Raw genomic sequence first — 15731 nt, 5'->3', positions numbered from 1 at the left:
CCGATGTGGTGACGCCGGCCACCGTCGGCGCGACTTTGTCCAGCGTGAAGGTAAGGCTGCCGGCCGAGGATACATTGCCGGCGACATCGGTCTGGATGACCTTCACCGTATGCGTGCCATTGGCAAGAGCACCGGGGTTATAGGTGCTTGATGCCGTTCCGCCGTCGATGATGTAGCTGAGTGTCGCGCCGGTTTCCTTGCCAGAGATCGTCAGGGCGCCGTTGCTGGTAATCTTGTCGATTGCTGATTTTCCAGTGTCTGCGGTCAGCGCGAGCGTCGGCGTTGCGACGGACTTGTCTAGTGTGAAGGTGATGCTGTTTGTGGAAACATTGCCGGCAGCATCAGTCTGGATGAACTGCACCGTATGCGTGCCATTGGCAAGGGCGCCCGGGTTATAGGTGCTTGATGCCGTGCCGCCATCGACGATGTAGCTCACCGTCGCGCCACTCTCCCTGCCCGAGATCGTCAGGGCGCCGTTGCTGGTGATCTTGTCGGTGGCGGATTTGCCGGTGTCCGAGGTTAGGGTGAGCACCGGCGTTGCGATGGACCTATCGAGTGTGAAGGTGAGACTGCCGGCCGAGGAGACGTTGCCGGCGACATCGGTCTGAAAGACCTTCACCGTATGCGTGCCGTTGGCAAGGGCGCTCGGATCATAGGTGGTCGATGCCGTGCCGCCATCGACGATGTAGCTCAGGGTCGCACCGGTTTCCTTGCCCGAGATCGTCAGGGCGCCGTTGCTGGTGATCTTGTCGGTGGCGGATTTGCCGGTGTCCGATGCCAATGCCAGCCCCACGGCATTCGGTTTGCTTCGGTCGAGTGTGAAGGTGATGGTGCCGTAAAAGAAGGAGACGTTGCCGGCGGCGTCCGTCTGCTTCATCTTGATCGTATGCTCACCGTCACTGAGCGCGGTCGGATCGTAGGTCGCCGTCGCCGGGCCGCCATCGATGATGTAGCTCAGGGTCGCGCCGTCCTCGACGCCCGCGATCGAGAGCGTGGCGTCATTGGTCACGAAATCGTTCGAGGCACTGCCGGTGTCGTTGGCGAGGTACGGCTCCGGCGGGCCGATCGTGAGGTCGTAGGTGAAGGAAACGGTGCCGGCCAGTGAAACATTGCCGGCCGTATCCGTCTGGAAGACCTTCACGGTATAGTGGCCGTCGTCGAAGGTGCTCGGATCGTACGTGGCCGAGGCTTCGCCATCATTGACGACGTAGCTCAGTGTTGCCCCGCCTTCCAAACCGGTGATCGTCAAGGAACCGTCATTGGTCACGCCGTCCGTCGAGGATATGCCGGTATCGTGGGTCAGCACGACCGTTGGCGCGTCCGGCCGGGTCGCGTCCACGGTCCGCCCGGTTTTAGCTCCATCGACTGTGGAAATCGTCGAACCGTCGAAGGGAGAGCCCTTTTGAGAGGTGTTCAGGAAGACCGCGACGTGGCCGTCTGATCGCGTTGCAAGAATATCGAGCTTGCCGTCACTGTTCACGTCGGCGAGGCTGACAGAGCTGACTGCGGAATTGCCCGTGATTTCTCTCGAACTGAGGATACCGCCTGTACCATCGCCCAATAGGACGGAGACGGATTTGCCGTCGTAATTGGCGGTCACGATGTCAAGTTTTCCGTCGCCATTCACATCGCCGATGGCGGCGGAAATTGGGTTGGTGCCGACAGCGATTTCCGTCGAGCCGGAGAAGCCCCCGGCACCGTTGCCCAGACGCACCGAGACGGTCGCACTGGTCTGATTCACCGACACGATATCGAGCTTGCCATCGCCGTTCATGTCCGCAGTGGTGACCGAAAACGGATCAGACCCTACGGCGATCTCGGTCGAGCCGGAAAAACCGCCGGCGCCGTCACCCAGCCGCACCGAAATGGTGTCGGCTTCCATATTCGGAGCCAGGATGTCGAGCTTGCCGTCGCCGTTCACGTCGGCGACGCAAATATTCACCGCGGTGCCGATGGCGATCGCGGTCGAACCGGAGAAATTGCCCGTGCCGTCACCCAATCGCACCGAGAGCGTATAGTCGTAGTTCGGGGTCAGAATGTCGAGCTTGCCATCGCCGTTCACGTCGGCGACGGTGACGGAGAACGGACCGTAACCGACCCCGACGCTGGTAGCAGCCAGGAAGCCGCCGTTCCCGTCATTCAGGCGTACCGACACGGCGCTGCTGTTAAAATCGGCCGCGAGGATATCGAGCTTGCCGTCGCCGTTCACGTCGGCGACGATCAAAGATCGCAGGCTGCTCCCCATCGTGATATTTGTCGAACCGGAAAAGCCGCCCGCGCCGTCGCCGAAGCGTATCGACACGGAACTGCCGGAGAAACTTGCCGACAGGATGTCGAGTTTGCCGTCTCCGTTCAAATCGGCTGTCCTGATCGAGCTCGCAGCCGAACCCATGTAAAAATATGTCGGCGTCGCAAAGTTCAGCTCGGCCGCACGCCCGTCCACCGTCCCATGGGTCGTGTCCACGCTGGCGACGGACAGGTCGCTCGTATCGTCGTCGCCCTCTGCAACTGTGTAGACAAAAGTCGGACGACCATCGTCATCAAGGCCGGCATAGACTGCATGGCCGCCATTGTTCAGCAGCAGGTCCGGTACACCCCTCGCCGTGACGGGCAACTCGGTCGAGAGTGTGAATGTGATCGTGTCGCCGATCTTCAGCGTACCGGTCTGGTCGGTACTGGCGGATATTTGCGTCGCGAAGGTTTTCTCGCCACCCAGCAGGACGGTCACGGAGCGGCCGTAAAAATTGGTGACGACGATGTCCATCTTTCCGTCTTTGTTGACATCGGCCACTTTGAGGGTTTCGGGTTGGTAGCCGACGCCAATATCCATGCCGCCCGAGAAACCGCCGTTGCCGTCTCCCCACCGGACCGAAACGCTGCTGGAAAAGGAATTGGCGGTTATCAGATCCAGTTTGCCGTCGCCGTTGATATCCGCCACGGCAATGGATTTCGGATCTCTCTCGACGCTGACGGTCGTTGACGACGTGAAATGGCCGGTTCCATCACCCAGTAGGACCGAGACGGTGTTGTAGTTGCCGGTCAGCGCATCAAGCTTGCCGTCGCCATTGACGTCTGCGATGGTGACGAGATTCGGCGAATTCAGCCAACCGAGATCATAGCCGGATTCCGGGGTGAAGCCGCCTGCGCCATCCCCCAGCATGACGAACACGGCATTGTTGGCGCTGCTGGATGCCACGACGTCAACTTTGCCGTCTCCGTTCATGTCGGCAAGCGCGAGAAAGTTCGAATTGTAGGCAGCAAGGGATGTATGGGTGGTAATCGACTGAAAGCCGCCCTGGCCGTTCCCGAGGAAGACCACGATCGAGCTGTTGTTGGCGACGGAGACCGCATCCATGTGGCCGTCGCCGTTCACGTCGGCCGTGGTCATCGATACCTGACCCGGATAGACGTAAAGCGGGCTTCCCGCCTGATACCCACCCGCGCCATCGTTGGTGAGCACCCTTACGATAGAGTTGTAATAACTCGCATAGATGACGTCGAGATCGCCGTCACCGTCCAGGTCGGCCAATGTCGCCAATCCGCTGCTGGAGCCGGTGTTCGTCAGATCAAGAGTCGTCGATGTCGTGAAACTTCCGGTGCCGTCGCCGAGAAGCACGAGGAACTCGTTCGTGGAGCTCGAGGCGGTCACGACGAGATCGAGATTGCCGTCGCGATTCACGTCGGCGATGGCAAGGTCGTCGGCATAGGCGTCGACGCTGAAATCCTGTCTGGTAAAGATCGTGCTCATGACAGCCCCCGGACTGGCCAAACGGCCAGGCCTGATCGGTGTAAACAATAGGTTGGCCCCTTTGCACAGCTGATGCGAGGCCGGGCGTCGCCCGTTTGTCTCAAGCAGCGTGCGTTCAGGAATTCAGGCGTTTTTTAACGCGCCCGGCCCTTATTTTCGCCGTCCATTTTTGACTGCTATGCTTCCGCTGCCGCGAAGGCGGCCTGAAAAATGAGGAGCTTGCGTGCCTGCATCATCGCGTATTCCGAAAAGAAGCCGTGCGAGATCCACAGGGGCGAGTAGCCACGCCGTCCGCTCCAGCCGATGCCGCCGATCGCTTCCGCCTCTGCGAATTTGCGGCTGGTATGCGCGCGCGAAAGGCTGAATGCGCGGGCAATCTGCGCGATCGTGACGACATCGGTCAGGTAGCCGCCGGACCATGAGGCCTGCCGGTCGATGCCGGCGACGAGCCGGTCCATTAACAGACCGCCGGCGTCGGTCCAGGCGAAGATACGATACAGTGGCCCCGGCATGCGGACATGCGGGTTTGCCAGAAGCCCCTCGCTGAGCGGTGGCATCAAAAGGGGGAGCAGCCGCTCGGGGGCGGCGCGAAACCGTTCGCTTCGCGTGCCCGCATCGATGCGGTCGAGGGCGGCGAGATGCATATCGCACCATTGAACGAGAATCGCCAGCGCGTCCGATGAAGGGACGACGACTATCTCTTTCGAAAGCTCTCTCCCGGTCATAGGAGTAACGATGCCGTATTTGAGGATTTCGTCGAAGAAGGCGTAGGCTGTGTTGCGGCTGGCGATCAGGTATTTGAGCGCCGACTGTGCGATGGATCGTCGGGACATGCCGGCTCCGTCGCCACCATAGTGCCGGGAGAGCGCTGCCAAGGACAACAGCCAGCGCTGCTGCGTGGCAAAGAGCGCCGAGGCGCGCGGTGCGCTTTCATAGCCGGCAACGAAATTCTGCGCGAGAAACTCGACCGCGCTCGGGAAGGTCGCGGCCGCCATCAAGCGGTCGACGTTTCCTGCAGGCATATGCAAGGCCGGCGTGTCGACCCATTCTTTGCTTTCGTTTTTCGCTATGGCCAGCTCATTCAGCATGCATTGTCCCCGGACGCATCCATGATAATGGATAGTCGGCGTGGGCGGCGTGTGTCTTGAAGACCACGTGGCACGGCTCTAAAGTTTTCTGATATTTTTCTGATGGGGTCGCCGTGCTGCACCTGGCGTTTCAGCATTGTGTTGACGCCCCGGGTGCTGGCTCATTATGGTGCGCTGCGTTCGAGGGCAGGGTTCGGGGGATCCGTGTACTTTTTTGCGGACTTCGTTCTTGATACAGAGCGGGCCGAGTTGCGGCACGCCGATGGGTCTGTGACGCATCTGCGTCCCAAGTCCCTCGAACTGTTCAAGCTTCTGGCGGAAAACAGCCATCGCATCCTTACCAAAGAAGCGTTGATGGAGGCGATCTGGCCCGGCATCCATGTCGGTGAAGACAGCCTCTTTCAGTGTATCCGCGAAATCCGTCTGGCACTCGGCGATACCCGGCGGGAAATGGTTCGCGTGGTCTCGGGGCGCGGTTATCTTTTTGCGCTCGATGTCGCCAATGAACAAGCGGTTGGCGTTGCGACCGAACCGCGGCAGGAAGAAACGCGGCGCCATCGCAAATCACGCAAGGGGCGATTCCTTGTTGTGGCTGCGGCTCTCCTTCTTGTCGCCATTGCCGTTGCCAGCCTCGCGCTTCGGGGCGACCGGCTCTTCGCGCCGTCGCGCCTTGTGGTCGTGCTGCAGCGGGTTGCGACTGTGGGGGGAGGCCCTGAAGATGTCGCGCTCGCGCGCGACCTCACATCGGCACTGGTCAAGGGTTTCTCGCGGATAGAAGGTATCGATCTGATCGTGCCGGAGGAAGATGCGGCGCTGGCGCGGCAAGGCCAGACGGGGCTGCACGTTTGGAGCGAGTTGAAGCGCGACCCGGGCACCTGGACCTTCCAGGCCCGGCTGATCGACGCGCAAAATCAGGAAATCAAGGCCGTAGCCGAGGTTCAGGCAGGTGCGGAGGAAACCGACCGGCAACGCCTTGTTGACCGTCTGGTCGCCGGCATCGGTTACCCTTTGGGTGCCCGGCTGAGCGATCTTCAGGAGCCCGATAGGCGGGTGGCCGCCCCGTCTGATGTTGCCATTCGACAAGCGGCCGCCTCGATCAACCAGACGACGCGCGAGCGCTTCGGCACAGCACGCGCCATTCTCGAAAAGTATCTTGCAGGGGATCCCGACAATGTCGAATTGCAGATCGCTCTTGCTGGGTTGCATCTGCGCGGGGTGCAGATGAGCTGGTACGATCCAGTGCAAAGAGCTGCCGCGGAACACGATGCGGATACGCTGCTGAAAAGCGCGCTCGCGTCGCGGCCACGCTCCCTGCCTGCGCTTGACGCCTACTGCCGCTTCCTGACCGTCACCAACCAATTCACCGAAAGCCTCGTCACCTGCGACAGGACACTGACCGTCAACCCCTGGGACGGTGCCGCACTCTACAATCTCAGTCTGACCCAGCTCCAGCTCGGCCGCTTCGACGACGCGCTTGCCGGTTTTCTGCAGGCCGAGCGCTACGATACGCCGGAGGTTTCGCGCTGGACCTGGCTGCTTGGCGCGGGCTGGGCAAACCTGCTTCTCGGTCGCGACGAGCAGGCGGTCGCGTTCCTGAGCCGCTCGATTGCAATCACCCCCGGTTCCGGCCGAACCTATCTATTGCTGGCCACAGCCTATCAGCGCCTGGGCCGCCCGCGGGAGGCGAGGGAAGCGCTGGCGAAAACCATGGAGATGCGCCCCGGCTCCAACGCCCGCAACGTTGCGTTGCCCACCCGCAATGCCAGCGACACGTTCCTCGCTGCCAACAATGCCGTGCTCCGCACCCTCATCGCGATCGGCTTGCCCCCAGGAACGCCGCGATAGATCACAAGCCTTGATGCGTGGCCCTAGGACGCGCGGTGGTAGCTGATTCCGCGGGCGAGCCAGCAGCCGACGCGAAGTCCTGTGAGGGTGCCGGTCGCGCCCCGCTCCACAAGCACCGTCCAATCGCCGGGCGCTGCCGCATCCAGCGCACGGCGGCTGGTAATGATCCAGACATCGTCCGCCAGCGCATACATGCGCTCCATCGGACCCTTCCCGTAAAGCCCCTCGAAGACGGCGAAGGCCGCGCCGTCGCGCGCCTCGATCTCCAGATGGGCCTCCAGTTCCGCAGACCAGTAGCGGCCGGCAAGGACTGTTGGATCGGCCCACTCGACGGGTTGAAGCCGTCGGGCACGGACGGTCAGGTTTTCACTCTCCCGCTGCATGAGCAACCCATCCTCCTCCTTGCGGAGGCTAAAGCCCTGTCCGCGCGCGATGCCGCCGGATGAAAGCGTGGCATGCGCGGAAGAGGGGCCGTAGTGAAGTTTTACGCCCGTTGTGTCCGCTGCCGTGCGCACCACCAGTCCCTGGGCCTCATCCAGCCACAAGCCATCCCAATCCCTGGGTAGCTGACCCTGTGCCTCGGCGTCGAGGCCAAGCGCGGCATCGACGAGCATTGTCGTGGCGTTGAAGGCGCTGGTGCCGTGGTTGAACATGACGACTACCGACAGGCGTTCCCCGGCGACATGCATGCGGTAGGAGCCGAAACCGCGCAGGCCACCGCCGTGGCCGGTGAATTCAAGGCCGTTATAGATGTCTCGACGCAGACCGTAAGCATAGGTTGCCGGCGTGCCATCGGCATAGAAGGCGGGGGCGGAGAGGCGGTTGTAGAGACTGTCCGGGTCGTCGCGTGTCGCGTCGATATGGCATTCCCAAGCGAGCATGTCGTCCAGCGATGCGGCAATGCCGGCATCGCCGAACCAATAGACGCCGTTGTCGGCCGGCAGAAAGCCGACGTCGTCATTGCCCTCGTAGCCGATAACGTCATCGGCCGGCACGCGCGTGTTCGGCGAGAGGATGGCCGTCGCCATACCGGCCGGTGCAAACAGACGTTCGGCAAGAAGATCGGCAAAATCGCGGCCGGTGCCGCGCTCGATCAGTTCGCTGAGAATGCGGAAATTGCCGTTGCTATAGGAATAGTGCGCGCCGGCCGGGAAATGGCCGGTCTTTGCGCTGGCGATAAGCGGCAGCGCGTCCTCGCGGCGGAATTCAGTTTCCGGATAGGCGCCGTGTAGCACGGTCAGCGCCCAGTAATCGCGCAGGCCCGACTGGTTGTGGCAGAGCTGCGAAACGGTCGGCAGCGGGTCGCGGTAATCAGGCAGGAAATCGCGGACCTTGTCGTCCAGCGTAGCAGGATCGCCGAACTGGTCGAGAAGCAGGGCACAGGTGAACTGTTTCGAGATCGAGCAGATCGGCAGGCGTGTTTGCGCCGTCATCGGCAGGCGGCGGTACATGTCGGCAAAACCCCAGGCGCGCCGCGCTACCACCTTGCCGTCCTTGACGACGCCGGCCACGCCTCCGGGGCCGCGAAAACCAAGCGGGAGGCGGTTCAGCGCCCTTTCGAGCGCGGTGGTATCGAGGTCGGTCATTGCATCACCTGTCAAGCCGTCGCACGGAACGCGAGATGCGCCCTGTGCGGCGCAAGAAATGCCAACAAGACTTGCTTGGCAAGAGCGGTGCAACCTTTGACCGGAGAATAGTTGGGGCGGATGGCGCCCTCCTCAAGACGCTGGATGCAACGGCGGGCCGCTGTTTCTTCGTCGTGATGGGAGAGGCTTGACCGGAGGCATGAAGGTGGGGTTTGTGCGCTATGGCCACGGATGCGATCGGCATGGAATGCCGGTTGGATGCGGCGGCCTGTGTTCAAGGATATGCGCGATGTCTCACTCTCCCCGTTTCGATGAAGCGTCCCGTTTCCCGGTCTGGCGGCAGGGATTGCCCGTCCCACCGGCATGCCCGGCGCTGGCGCAGGATACCACGGCCGACATAGCCATCGTCGGCGGTGGGTTCGTCGGACTCTGGAGCGCCTTGAAGGCGAGGGAGCGCTGGCCCGACGCGCGGATCGTGCTGGTCGAGGCGGGGCGCTGCGGCGAGGCCGCCAGCGGCCGCAACGGCGGCTTCTGCGCGCCCAGCATTTCGCACGGCGTCGCCAATGCCGTAGGCCGCTGGCCGAAGGAGGCGGAGAGCCTTGTTCGCCTCGGCCGGCAGAACCTTGACGACCTTGAGGCCGATCTCGGCAGCTACGGCATCGATGCCGAGTTCCAGCGGTCCGGCAAGCTGAACGTCGCCGCCAAGCCATGGCAGGCCGATGGCCTTCGGGCCATGAAAGATCTCTACGGTTCCTTTGGCGTCGAGACGCACTTCCTGACGGGGCAAGCGCTGGCCGAACGGCTTGATAGCCCGCATTACGTTGCCGGCCTGTTCGAGCCGAATTATGCGCTCGTCCATCCCGGCAAGCTCGTGGCCGGCCTTCGCGCGGTCTGCCTTGCGGCGGGCGTTGCAATCCATGAAAACACGCGGGTGACGTCGATTGCGCGCCGGGACGGCCAGATCCGCCTGGGCACACCTGCGGCGATCCTGACGGCGCCGAAAGTGGCGCTGGCCACCAATGCCGACCTGCCGCTGCTGCGCCGCCTGCGTCCCACGATCCTTCCGGTGTTCGACTATGCGCTGGTAACCGAGTCCCTGTCCGATGTGCAGCTGCATTCTATAGGCTGGGTCGGCAACTACGGCATTGCTGATAGCGGCAACCAGTTTCACTATTCCCGCAAGACGGCGGACAACCGCATCCTCTGGGGCGGTTTCGATGCGATCTATCATCGCGGCGGACGCCGCGATCCGGAGCTTCTCGACCGAGAGCAGACATTCGCGACGCTTCAGGCCAATTTCGAGGCGGCCTTCCCGGCGCTTGCCGATGTGCGGTTCGATTACCGCTGGGGCGGTATCATCGATGTGTCGGCACGCATGACCTTCTTTGCCGGAACTGCCTTTGCTGGTCAGGTTGCCTATGCGCTCGGCTTTACCGGGCAGGGGGTGTCGGCATCGCGCTTCGCGGCGCTGACGATGCTCGACCTTATCGAGGGCAAACATACGGAGCGGACAGCCTTGCGCATGCTGCGCCGTCGCCCGGTGCCGTTTCCGCCGGAGCCGTTGTGCGATTTGGCGGTGCAGTGGACCCAGCGCGACCTCGCCCGCGAAGATGAGACCGGCCAGCGCTCGCGCATGCTGCGGACATTTGACCGCCTCGGCGTTGGGTTCGCATCCTGACGCAAACCAGAAAGGACCAGACGTGACCGAACCAGCCCATGTGATTGCTTTCGACGCGGCGAAAATCGCGCCGCGCATAACGGAAACATCCGATCCCGCTATCGTGGATGCGCCCTATCGCGCGCAGAGCTGGCGCCATTTCGAAGCGGCGGATCGTGCGGCACTTGCCGGCATCTGGGAGGCGGAGCCTCATCTGGAACGCTGCCAGTGCGATTACGACGAGCTTTGCCACATCCTCGAGGGCACCGTGCGGCTCACCGACAAGGCGGGTCGTTCCCGCGTCTTCGCAGCCGGTGAAACCTTCGTGGTCTCGGCGGGTTTCGAGGGAACCTGGGAAAACCTGACGCCGGTCCGAAAGGTCTTCTTCATTCTCGGCAAGCCGTGACGGCCGTCATCTGCTGGTCACTGCTGATCCGCACGGTTCGAACCTGGGGGCCGGATGCTAGGGAGAAGGCAGGCGACTGACCGGAAGGACGAGATCACTCTATCGTGTATTGTCCAGTGCCCGGACCAGACTTGCCGCTGCTTCGCCTGCACTGTCCATGTAACTTGCATCGCGGTGAAGCAGCACGACCGAAAAGGCGCCGTCGAGCAGGAGGATGAGCTGCCGGGCCGTCCGGCGGGCGGGCTCGGATTGGCCTGCCGGATCGAGGATCGAACAGAGCCAGTCCTCCACCCGCTTCTTGTGCAGCCTGCCGGCCAGAATGGCGGGATGGCCGGGCAGGTTGATAAGCTCGACCGATGTGCGCAGAAAGCCGCAGCCCTTCCATTTCGGATGGCGGGCGGCCTGGGCGAGTTTCGCGAAAAGCCCCTTTATCCTGTCGGCGACCGTGCCTTCGCTCGTGTCGAACCATTGCTGGAAGAGCGCGAGGTTCGGCTGGTCGCGCGCTTCCAGGTGCGCGGCGATCAGGTCGTCTTTGCTGCGGAAGTGATAGTAGAGGGTGCGCTTGGTCACGCCTGCTCGTTCGGCGACGGCATCCATGCTGACGGCGCGGATGCCCTCCGCGTGAAACAGTTTTCCGGCGGCCAAGATGATGCGGTCGCGGGTTGGAAGTTCGGCTTTGCTCATGGCGCAATGTATACCGACCAGTGAATATACACAATGCGGGACCGGCCCTATCGTCCCGGCATGATCGAAGAAGCCGGCAGACCACGCGAGATTCTCTCGAAGCCCGTTGCGATAGCGTGTCGTGATGGCCTTTCGCTGCACGGGCATCTTTGGGAAAGCGCGTCGCCGGACAAGGCGGGGAGGGTCGTCGTCAATCCGGCGACGGGCGTGCCGGCGCGTTTCTATCATCGCTATGCGCGCTTTCTCGCCGCGCATGGTTTCGAAGCCCTGACCTATGACTATAGGGGGATCGGCCTGTCGCGGCCCAAAACCTTGCGCGGCTGCGGCTATCGCTGGCGTGACTGGGGCGCGCTCGATTTCGATGCTGCGGTCCGCTTTCTGGAGGCGCGGGGCAACGGCCCGCTTCTGGTGGTTGGCCACAGCATCGGCGGATTTTTGCCGGGACTGGCGGACAGCGGCACGCAGGTTACGCGAATGCTGACGGTCGGCGCGCAATTCGCCTGGTGGGGCGACTATGCGCGTTCACAGCGCCCGAAGCTGTTCTGGAAATGGCATCTCGCCATGCCTGTTCTGACGGCGCTCTGCGGCTATTTTCCCGGCCGGCGACTGGGCTGGCTGGAAGACCTGCCGGCGGGCGTGGCCAACGAATGGAGTTTTCGCGGACCACGTTTCGAACGCAGCCATCCGCGTGCGTCGCGTGCGGTCGTCCTGGCGAGGATGCGGGCGTTCAGCGCACCGATCCTCGCCGTGACGGTATCCGACGACGAACTGGGAACGCTGGCTGCCGCCCGCCGCACGCTGCGCTATTATGCCGGTGCCGAACGAACCTTGGTTCATGTATCGCCGGCCGATTGCGGGCGCGATGCCATTGGCCATTTCAATCTGTTCCACGACATGCACGCATCGGGTTTCTGGCTGGACACGATCCTCTGGCTGCGCGACGGTATCAACCCCTGGCCGAACCGGAGGGCGGATCTGGAGGTGCCGATCCAGTTCGATGCTTCTACCCCGCCATCGGCAAGGATCCTCGGCAAACCCTATTACTAGCCCGCCGAAAAATTCCATCAGCCGTTCCGTCAGGATCAGGCCGACATCTACACCGTCTGCGCCGTATCGGGGTCGATCCCGCGCTCGCCGAATCGATCGGAACCAGCGTTTTACGTCTCCATTGACGGCCTTGTATCTGTTATGATGACGACAGGGATGCGGCGTGCCGGTGCGTTGCCATCCCGCCTCTCGCCATGGAGCCGGGTTTGCATGCTTGATCTCGACTCCTACCTGCTCAGAGCTTTCCTGACCGTCGCCGAAATCGGAACAGTCAGCGGTGCGGCTGCAACGCTCAACCGGACACAGGCCGCCGTCAGCATGCAGCTTCGCAAGCTGGAAGAGCTCGTCGGCGTCCGGCTGTTTCTGCGCTCGTCGAAGGGGCTTTCGCTGACGGCACAGGGCCAGATCATGCTTCCCTATGCCCGCGAGATCGTCACACTAGCCGATGAGGTCGGCAAAAGACTGAGCGGAAAAACGATCCGCGACCGCGTCCGGCTTGGCGTCGTCGAGGATTTCGCGGCCGGTTACCTCATTGAAATTCTGCGCAATTTCCGGGATCAAAACCCGGATATCGAAATCGATATCATTATCGAACCGAACCGGCGACTTGCTACGCTTTTCAACGATGGTCTTCTCGACCTCACAGTGTGTGACATCAGTTGTCTTTCGCGCAAGCCGACCCTGGTCTGGACGGAGTATATGATGTGGACGGTGCGGTCCGATTTCGTCGTCGATGCGACAAAGCCGCTTCCGATCATCATGTTCGATGAGGGCTGCCCCTGGACGATCCCGGTGACCGGTGCATTGTCCCAACGCAACATCGCGTGGAAAACCGCCTGCGTAGCCTCCACGCTCGTCGCCGTGGCGACGGCCGTGCGCGTCGGGATCGGGATTGCACCAATGATCGCCAACACGCAGCCCGACGGCTGCCGGACGCTGGACAAATCGTCCGACCTGCCCGCTCCAGTCCGCATCGAGATCGGGCTGTACAGCCAGCCGGAAATCGCGGAAGGCGCCCGCTACCTCGTCGAGTTCATCGCCCGGCACGCCGCGATGCTCCCGGCCTGAAAAGCCCAGGCCGCCCGGCCGCTATCAGGAATCCTTATATACACCCCCGAATTTTCGAGCTTCCAAGCGGGGTGGTCCCTGCCGATGATGCAGCGACAGAACGGTGCCGGGGAGGGCGCGTTCAGCGCCACATGTGCCCAGCGAGGCGGTGTCGCGCGATCATCGAAACGGGAGGACTACCATGACCATTACACGGAAGCTGACATCTGTGCTTGCCGCCGCGATCGCAGCCGTCGGCGTTTTTGCGGGCTCCGCTTCGGCGGACGCATTGGAGGACATCAAGAGCGCCGGCACGATCGATGTCGGCATCTTCTCCGATTTCCCGCCCTTCTCCTCGGCCAGCGCCGATATGAGCATCAAGGGCTATGACGTCGACGTGGCGCAGAAGATCGCCGACGCGCTCGGCGTGAAGCTCAACCTGGTGGGCATCACCGGCCAGAACCGCATCGCCTATCTCAACGACGACCGCGTCGATCTCCTGATGAGCGTCGGTTACTCCAAGGAACGCGCCGAAGCGATCGATTTCGCCGCTGCCTACGCGCCATACTACATCGCCGTCATCGGCCCGGCCGAGCTCAAGGTTGCCCGCAAGGAGGACCTCGCCGACAAGACGATCGCCGTCAATCGCGGCACGCTCGAAGATACGTCGCTCACCGCTGCGGCGCCTGCCTCGGCCACCATCCAGCGCTTCGAAAACTACAATGCCGTGATCCAGGCCTTCATTTCGGGCCAGACGCAGCTGATGGTCGTCGGCAACGATGTCGGCGCGCAGGTGCTGGCCCGCCAGGACCAGCTGAAGCCCGAGCAGAAGTTCCAGCTTCTCACCTCGCCGTCGCACATCGCCGTGCGCAAGGGTGAGGAAGGCCTGAAGAAGGCGGTAGACGAGGCCATCGCCAAGATGGTGAGCGACGGCACACTCGATGCGAGCTCGAAGGAATGGCTGAAGACGCCGCTCAACCCCGAGAACCTCAAGGACTGAGCGACCTTTCGCACGCATCGGACTAAGAGGTCATCATGAAATATGCTCTCGATTTCACCTGGCTCTGGGACAGTATGGGAGCCTTGGCCTCGGGTGCGGCGGTCACACTATTGCTGATCGCCTGCACCACCGTCTTCGGCCTGATCATCAGCATTCTCGGCGCGGCAGCGCGCCGGGGACGTTCTGTCTGGCTGCGCAAGCTGGTCGGCGCCTATGTCGAGATCATCCGCAACACGCCCTTCCTCGTGCAGCTCTTCTTCATCTTCTTCGGGCTACCGAGCATCGGTGTGCGGCTGGATCCGATGGTGGCCGCCATCCTCGCCATGACGCTCAACATGGCCGCCTATACGATCGAAGTGGTCGGCGCCGGTCTCGACGCCGTGCCGAGAGGCCAGCGGGAGGCGGCGACGGCGCTCGGCATGCGGCCGCGGCTCGCCTTTATCAAGGTCGTCCTGCCCCAGGCGCTTGCCATCATCTATCCCGCGCTGACCAGCCAGATCATCATCATGATGCTGGAATCGGCCGTCGTATCGCAGATATCGGTGCGCGAACTCGCTCAGGAGGCCGATCTTCTCCAGGCCCGGACGTTCCGCTCCTTCGAAACCTATCTGGTTGTGACCTTCATCTATCTCGGCCTGTCTGCGGCGGTGCGCCGCGGCATGATCCTGTTTGGGCGCCGCACGCTGGGAGCCGCCGTAAAATGATCGAGTTCACCCTCTGGGACATCCTGCGGAACCTGCTCTTTGCGACGCGCTGGACGGTTCTCCTGTCCGCGGCCGCCTTCGCCGGTGGCGCAATCGTCGGCATCGCCATTCTTTTTGCGCGGATTTCGCCGGCAAAATGGGCAAGGCGCTTCGGCTCCGGCTATATCGCGCTCTTCCAGGGCACGCCGCTTCTGATGCAGCTCTTCCTGATGTTCTTCGGCCTGCCGATGCTCGGGCTGCGTATCGAACCTTGGACCGCGGCCGTCTGCGGCCTCACCTTCTATGCCAGCGCCTATCTGGCCGAAATCTGGCGTGCCGGTGTCGAGGCGTTGCCGCGCGGGCAATCGGAAGCCGCGTCCAGCCTCGGGCTGCACCGCTTGCAGGAGTTGCGCCTCGTGATCCTGCCGCAGGCGTTCACGATCACGCGGGCACCGGTCGTCGGCTTTCTCGTGCAGCTCATCAAGAGCACGGCGCTCGCCTCCATCCTCGGTTTCGAGGAGCTTTTGAAGACGGCGAACGCCATCAACAATGCCACCTTCGAGCCATTCAAGGTCTATGGCCTTGTTGCGATTATCTTTTTCCTCCTGTGCTACCCGCTGACGCAATATGCGCGGATGCTCGAGGGAAAGGCCGCCTTCCGCTGAGTGCGGCTTAGGCAGATAGGGAGAGGAAACACACATGGCCAACCAAGCCCAGGCGCAAAAGATGACGGTGTCGGCGACGGATGTCGCGGTCGAAATCACCAACATGAACAAGGGGTACGGTGACTTCCACGTTTTGCGCGATATAAACCTCAAGGTGATGAAGGGCGAGCGCATCGTCATCGCCGGACCCTCGGGCTCCGGCAAGTCGACGATGATCCGCTGCATCAACCGGCTGGAAGAGCACCAGAAGGGTTCGATCGTCGTCGACGGTATCG

Annotated in this window: 13 protein-coding genes; 9 read left to right on the top strand and 4 right to left on the bottom strand. The window is 62.4% G+C overall.

Annotated features, from left to right (window positions below):
- Positions 1 to 3748: FG-GAP-like repeat-containing protein (locus tag D0Y60_RS24485; RefSeq protein WP_199564279.1), on the bottom strand; the 3748-nt coding region annotated here is incomplete at its 3' end.
- Between the two features lie 176 nt (positions 3749 to 3924).
- On the bottom strand, positions 3925 to 4836 hold the full coding sequence (locus D0Y60_RS24480) for a hypothetical protein (RefSeq protein WP_117372582.1): 912 nt from the start codon (positions 4834 to 4836) through the stop codon (positions 3925 to 3927).
- A gap of 102 nt (positions 4837 to 4938) precedes the next feature.
- Here D0Y60_RS24480 and D0Y60_RS24475 point away from each other — a divergent pair, with 102 nt between their 5' ends.
- Positions 4939 to 6681 carry a tetratricopeptide repeat protein gene (locus D0Y60_RS24475; protein WP_245409303.1) on the top strand — a complete coding sequence of 581 codons (1743 nt, stop codon included), beginning with the start codon at positions 4939 to 4941 and terminating at the stop codon, positions 6679 to 6681.
- 23 nt (positions 6682 to 6704) lie between these two features.
- Here the strand turns inward: D0Y60_RS24475 and D0Y60_RS24470 are convergent, their stop codons facing one another.
- The gene (locus tag D0Y60_RS24470; protein ID WP_117372580.1) at positions 6705 to 8267 is read right to left on the bottom strand and encodes a D-aminopeptidase; all 1563 of its coding nucleotides are present in this window, start codon (positions 8265 to 8267) and stop codon (positions 6705 to 6707) included.
- Positions 8268 to 8556: 289 nt separating this feature from the next.
- Between D0Y60_RS24470 and D0Y60_RS24465 the strand changes: the two genes are divergently transcribed.
- Both D0Y60_RS24465 and D0Y60_RS24460 read left to right on the top strand, forming a co-directional pair.
- The gene (locus D0Y60_RS24465; RefSeq protein ID WP_117372579.1) at positions 8557 to 9945 is read left to right on the top strand and encodes an FAD-dependent oxidoreductase; all 1389 of its coding nucleotides are present in this window, start codon (positions 8557 to 8559) and stop codon (positions 9943 to 9945) included.
- Positions 9946 to 9967: 22 nt separating this feature from the next.
- On the top strand, positions 9968 to 10330 hold the full coding sequence (locus D0Y60_RS24460; RefSeq protein WP_199564278.1) for a cupin domain-containing protein: 363 nt from the start codon (positions 9968 to 9970) through the stop codon (positions 10328 to 10330).
- Between the two features lie 99 nt (positions 10331 to 10429).
- On the opposite strand, the gene D0Y60_RS24455 is transcribed toward D0Y60_RS24460, so the two are convergent.
- On the bottom strand, positions 10430 to 11014 hold the full coding sequence (locus tag D0Y60_RS24455; protein ID WP_199564277.1) for a TetR/AcrR family transcriptional regulator: 585 nt from the start codon (positions 11012 to 11014) through the stop codon (positions 10430 to 10432).
- Positions 11015 to 11074: 60 nt separating this feature from the next.
- Between D0Y60_RS24455 and D0Y60_RS24450 the strand changes: the two genes are divergently transcribed.
- The 6 genes from D0Y60_RS24450 to D0Y60_RS24425 all read left to right on the top strand — a co-directional run.
- Complete coding sequence (locus D0Y60_RS24450) at positions 11075 to 12061, top strand: alpha/beta fold hydrolase (RefSeq protein ID WP_117372583.1); 987 nt, start codon at positions 11075 to 11077, stop codon at positions 12059 to 12061.
- A gap of 210 nt (positions 12062 to 12271) precedes the next feature.
- On the top strand, positions 12272 to 13129 hold the full coding sequence (locus tag D0Y60_RS24445) for a LysR family transcriptional regulator (RefSeq protein ID WP_117372577.1): 858 nt from the start codon (positions 12272 to 12274) through the stop codon (positions 13127 to 13129).
- 181 nt (positions 13130 to 13310) lie between these two features.
- Positions 13311 to 14108: a transporter substrate-binding domain-containing protein gene (locus D0Y60_RS24440; RefSeq protein ID WP_117372576.1), complete on the top strand. Its 798-nt coding sequence runs from the start codon at positions 13311 to 13313 to the stop codon at positions 14106 to 14108.
- A gap of 35 nt (positions 14109 to 14143) precedes the next feature.
- Positions 14144 to 14812, top strand: a complete 669-nt coding sequence (locus D0Y60_RS24435) for an amino acid ABC transporter permease (RefSeq protein ID WP_117372575.1) — start codon at positions 14144 to 14146, stop codon at positions 14810 to 14812.
- Positions 14809 to 15456 carry an amino acid ABC transporter permease gene (locus D0Y60_RS24430; RefSeq protein WP_117372574.1) on the top strand — a complete coding sequence of 216 codons (648 nt, stop codon included), beginning with the start codon at positions 14809 to 14811 and terminating at the stop codon, positions 15454 to 15456. Before D0Y60_RS24435 ends, D0Y60_RS24430 begins: the two co-directional genes overlap by 4 nt.
- A 34-nt stretch (positions 15457 to 15490) precedes the next feature.
- A partial coding sequence (locus tag D0Y60_RS24425; RefSeq protein ID WP_147324560.1) for an ATP-binding cassette domain-containing protein occupies positions 15491 to 15731 on the top strand: 241 nt, incomplete at its 3' end.

Source organism: Shinella sp. WSJ-2 (genome assembly GCF_003432075.1).
Lineage (GTDB): Bacteria > Pseudomonadota > Alphaproteobacteria > Rhizobiales > Rhizobiaceae > Shinella.
This window is presented reverse-complemented; position numbering and strand designations above follow the sequence as displayed.